Annotated in this window: 3 protein-coding genes; 1 reads left to right on the top strand and 2 read right to left on the bottom strand. The window is 78.0% G+C overall.

The features are described from left to right. Both ABZ914_RS48415 and ABZ914_RS48410 read right to left on the bottom strand, forming a co-directional pair. A partial coding sequence (locus ABZ914_RS48415; RefSeq protein ID WP_500201366.1) for an MFS transporter occupies positions 1-1347 on the bottom strand: 1347 nt, incomplete at its 3' end. After that, the gene (locus ABZ914_RS48410) at positions 1344-2969 is read right to left on the bottom strand and encodes an AMP-binding protein (RefSeq protein ID WP_500201365.1); all 1626 of its coding nucleotides are present in this window, start codon (positions 2967-2969) and stop codon (positions 1344-1346) included. The genes ABZ914_RS48410 and ABZ914_RS48415, both read right to left, overlap by 4 nt. Before the next feature lie 123 nt (positions 2970-3092). Between ABZ914_RS48410 and ABZ914_RS48405 the strand changes: the two genes are divergently transcribed. Continuing rightward, the coding region (locus tag ABZ914_RS48405) for a DUF2332 family protein (RefSeq protein ID WP_500201364.1) at positions 3093-3748 on the top strand (656 nt) is incomplete at its 3' end.

Here is a 3748-nt window from a genome sequence, read left to right as displayed (position 1 = left end):
GCCGCGCGTGCCCGCGGCGCCCGCGAGCGCCGCGGCGAGCATTCCGGCGGCCAGCCCGGCCCAGGCGGCGTCGAACCCGCGCGCGGACGGCTCGTGCAGGACGGCGGCCAGCCCGCCGATGCCGACGGCGGCGCCCGCCGACCGCGCCAGCATGATCAGCGCGCTGCCGCTGCCGTACCGGGCGGGCGGGACGGCCTCCATCGCGATCGTCTCGACCGCGACCGCGGTGGCCGCCATCCCGGCCGTGCCGACGACGAGCGCGGGCAGCACGACCGCGGCGTAGGCGCGGCCCGCGCCGGCCGCCTCGGCGGCGACCGGCCAGCACCAGCCCGCCGCGCCGGTGAGGCCGCCCGCGACGGCCACGGACCGCGCGCCCGCCCACCGCACGAGCGGCCCGGCGCACCAGGACACCGCGGCGGAGGTGAGCGGGCCCGGGGTGAGGGCGAGCGCGGCGGTGAGCGCCGAGTAGCCCCACCGCTCGGTGAGGTACAGGGCGACGCACAGCGCGACCGCGAACTGGGTGACGCTCATCAGCGCCATGGCCGCGTTCCCGGCCGCCGTCGACCTGGCGCGCAGCAGCGCGAAGTCCGCGGCCGGACGCGGGTGCCGCGCCGCCCGGCGCACGCCGAACCAGGTCAGCGCGGTGCCGCCGGCGGCGGCGCCGAGGACCGCGGGGGCCGTCCAGCCCCAGTCGGGGCCCTGCACGAGCCCGAGCACCAGCGCGGCGACGCCGCCCGCGAGCAGCGCCACCCCCGCGAGGTCGGGCAGGCCCCGCCCGGTCCGCGTCCCGGGCGGGATGCCGGCGGCGCCGCAGGCCAGCGCGAGCGCGCCGAGCGGCAGGTTGATCAGGAAGATCCACCGCCAGCCGCCGAGCGCCATCAGCGCCGAGCCGAGCGCGGGCCCGCTCGCGCCGGCGATCCCCGACACCGCGCCGAGCAGCCCGAAGGCGTGCCCGGCGCGGCCGGGGAACTCGCTGAGCCCGACGGAGATCGCGAGGGCGACGACCGCGCCGCCGCCCACGGCCTGGAGCATCCGGGCGAGCACCAGCCCCGCCGGGCCGGGCGCCAGCGCGCAGGCGGCCGACCCGGCGGTGAACACCGCGAGCCCGGTCAGGAAGATCCGCTTCGGCCCGAGCCGGTCGGCCATGCCGCCGGCGGGCAGCAGCACGGCGGCGAACACCACGGTGTAGCCGGTGATCGTCCAGGACAGCCCGGCGAGGGTGCTGCCGGGGAAGGCGCGCAGCAGCCGCGGGATCGCGACGCTGACGATGTTGTAGTCGATCACCGCCATCACGTTGGCGAGGATCACCGACGTCAGCGCCAGCGCCCGGCGCCGGGACGGGGTCACGGCGCGGCGGCGGTGCTCGCCCGGCGGGCGAGTTCCTCCTCGATCTCGCGCTTGCGGACCTTCCCGGTCGGCGTCTTCGGCAGCTCGGCGACGACCTCCAGCCGGTCCGGCTCGTAGCCGGGGGTCATCCCCGCCTCCCGGACGAGGCGGTGCAGGTCCTCCAGCGCGGGCGGCTCGCCGTCCGGCACGACGACGGCGACGACGGTCTCGCCGAGCAGCGGCTCGGGCTCGCCGACGACCGCGATCTCGGCGACCCGCGGGTGGGCGCGCAGCACCTCCTCGACGGCGACGGCGGGCACGTGCAGCCCGCCCTTGTTGATCATGTCCTTGGTGCGGCCGATGATCTTGATGCCGCCGCGGCCGTCCGGCCGGGCCAGGTCGCCGGTGACGAACCAGCCGTCGTGCAGCGACGCGGCGAAGACGTCGTCGGCGCCCTCGTAGCCGAGGCACAGGTTCGCGCCGCGCACCTCCAGCCGCCCCGGCCCGTCGACCGGCGCGCCGTCCTCGCCGACCAGCCGGACCTCCATCCAGACGACCGGCCGCCCGTCGCTGCGCGCCGCCCAGTCCGGCGGGTCGCCGGCGCGGCCGATGGTGACGCCGCCGTTCTCGGTCATCCCCCACAGCGGGCGGACGGGGAACCCGAACGTCTCGCGGAACCGCGCGGGCAGGCCGGGCGGGATCGGGGTGGAGCCGGTGACCATGTGCCGCAGCGCGAGCGGGCGCGGGTTCTCGCGCTGCTCGGTGACCAGCTCGTCCAGGATCAGCGGGGTGAAGTACGCGGTGGTGATCCCGTACTCGGCGGCGAGGTCGAGGAAGTCACCGGGCTTGAACGCGTCCGCCCACACGGCGGTCGCGCCCGCGACGAGCGGCGCGAGCATCCCGTACAGCCAGCCGCCCTGCCCGCCGACGATGCACGGGGTGGACAGCACGTCGTCCGGGCCGAGGCCGAGCGGGACGGTGAACGAGCGCGCCATCGCGTACAGGGTGTTGAAGGAGTGCCGGACGCCCTTGGGGCGGCCGGTCGTCCCCGACGTGTACATGATCTGGAAGACGTCGTCGCCGCCCGGACGGTGCTCGGGCGGCGCCGCGCCGGACGCCAGCAGCCCGTCCTCGAAGCCGATCGCGCCCTCGGGGACCTTCCCGCCGACGACGATCTGGTGCCGCAGCGCGGGCAGCCGGTCGCGCATCCCGGCGATGGTCGCGGCGATGTCGAGGCCGCGGACCTCGTCCAGCGACACCACCGCGCACGCCCCCGACTCGCGCAGGATCCACTCGGTGTCGGCGGCGCCGGAGGCGATGTAGTACGGCACCACGGCCGCGCCCGCGCGGCCGCAGCCGAGCGCGAGGACGGTCGCCTGCCACTGGTTGACCAGCTGCATCGCGACCCGGTCGCCGGGCCGCACGCCGAGCGCGGCGAGGCCGGCGGCGCAGCGTTCCACCCGTTCGGCGAGCCGCGCCCAGGTCAGCACCGTGTCGGGACCGCCGGCGGTCTCCCAGAAGTGGCTGACCACCGCCGGCCGGTCCGGCGCCGCGGCGGCCCGCGCGGCGAGGTCGTCCAGGAACGTCCCGTCCCGCCACCAGCCGCGCGCGCGGTACTCCGGTCCATCGTGGAGGTTCGTCACCTTTGACCCCTTCCATCCCAGGTATTTTGATCATGACCGGGGACGCGGGCCGCGACAACGGTGACTGTTGACGAAGACGGGGCCGCCCGACGGGCGGACCGGCGGAGGCCGGGAGGTGGCGGGGTGCGCGAGGAACTGCTCGCCCAGGCGCGGGTGTGCGCCGGGCAGGGATCGCCGATGTACGCGGAGCTGCTGGCGCGGGCGGCCGACGACGCGGACGCCGGCGGCCCGGTCGCGGAGGTGCTCGCGGGACGCGCGTCCAGCGCGCTGGCGCTGCGGATGCTCGGCACCGTGCACCGGATCGTCCTGGAGGGCCGGGCGCCCGCCCTCGCGGCGCACTACCCGACCGCCGGCGGGACCGCGGACCCGCGCGCGGCGTGGCCCGCGTTCCGCGACGTGCTGGCGCGGCACGCGGCCGAGGTCCGCGCGGGGCTCGCCGACCCGCCGCAGACCAACGAGGTCGGCCGGGCCGCGCCGCTGATCGGCGGGCTGCTCGCGGTCGCCGCCGCGACCGGGCTGCCGGTCCGGCTGCTGGAGATCGGCGCGAGCGCCGGCCTGAACCTGCGCGCCGACCGCTACCGGCTGCTGTTCGAGGGCGGCGGGTACGGGCCGGACTCCCCGGTCATGCTGCCGGACGCGTGGCGCGGCGCTCCCCCGGCCGCCGTCCCGCTGCGGATCGCGTCCCGGCTCGGCTGCGACCTCGCCCCGCTCGACCCGGGCGCGCCCCCGGCGCGGGCGCGGCGGGGGTGCAAAGGGTGGGCCCGCCAGAACCCCCCCGG

It is taken from the genome of Spirillospora sp. NPDC046719, from assembly GCF_040645715.1.
In the GTDB taxonomy this organism is placed as follows: Bacteria; Actinomycetota; Actinomycetes; order Streptosporangiales; family Streptosporangiaceae; genus Spirillospora.
Note: the sequence above shows the minus strand (reverse complement) of the source record. Positions and strands in the feature narration are given on the sequence as shown.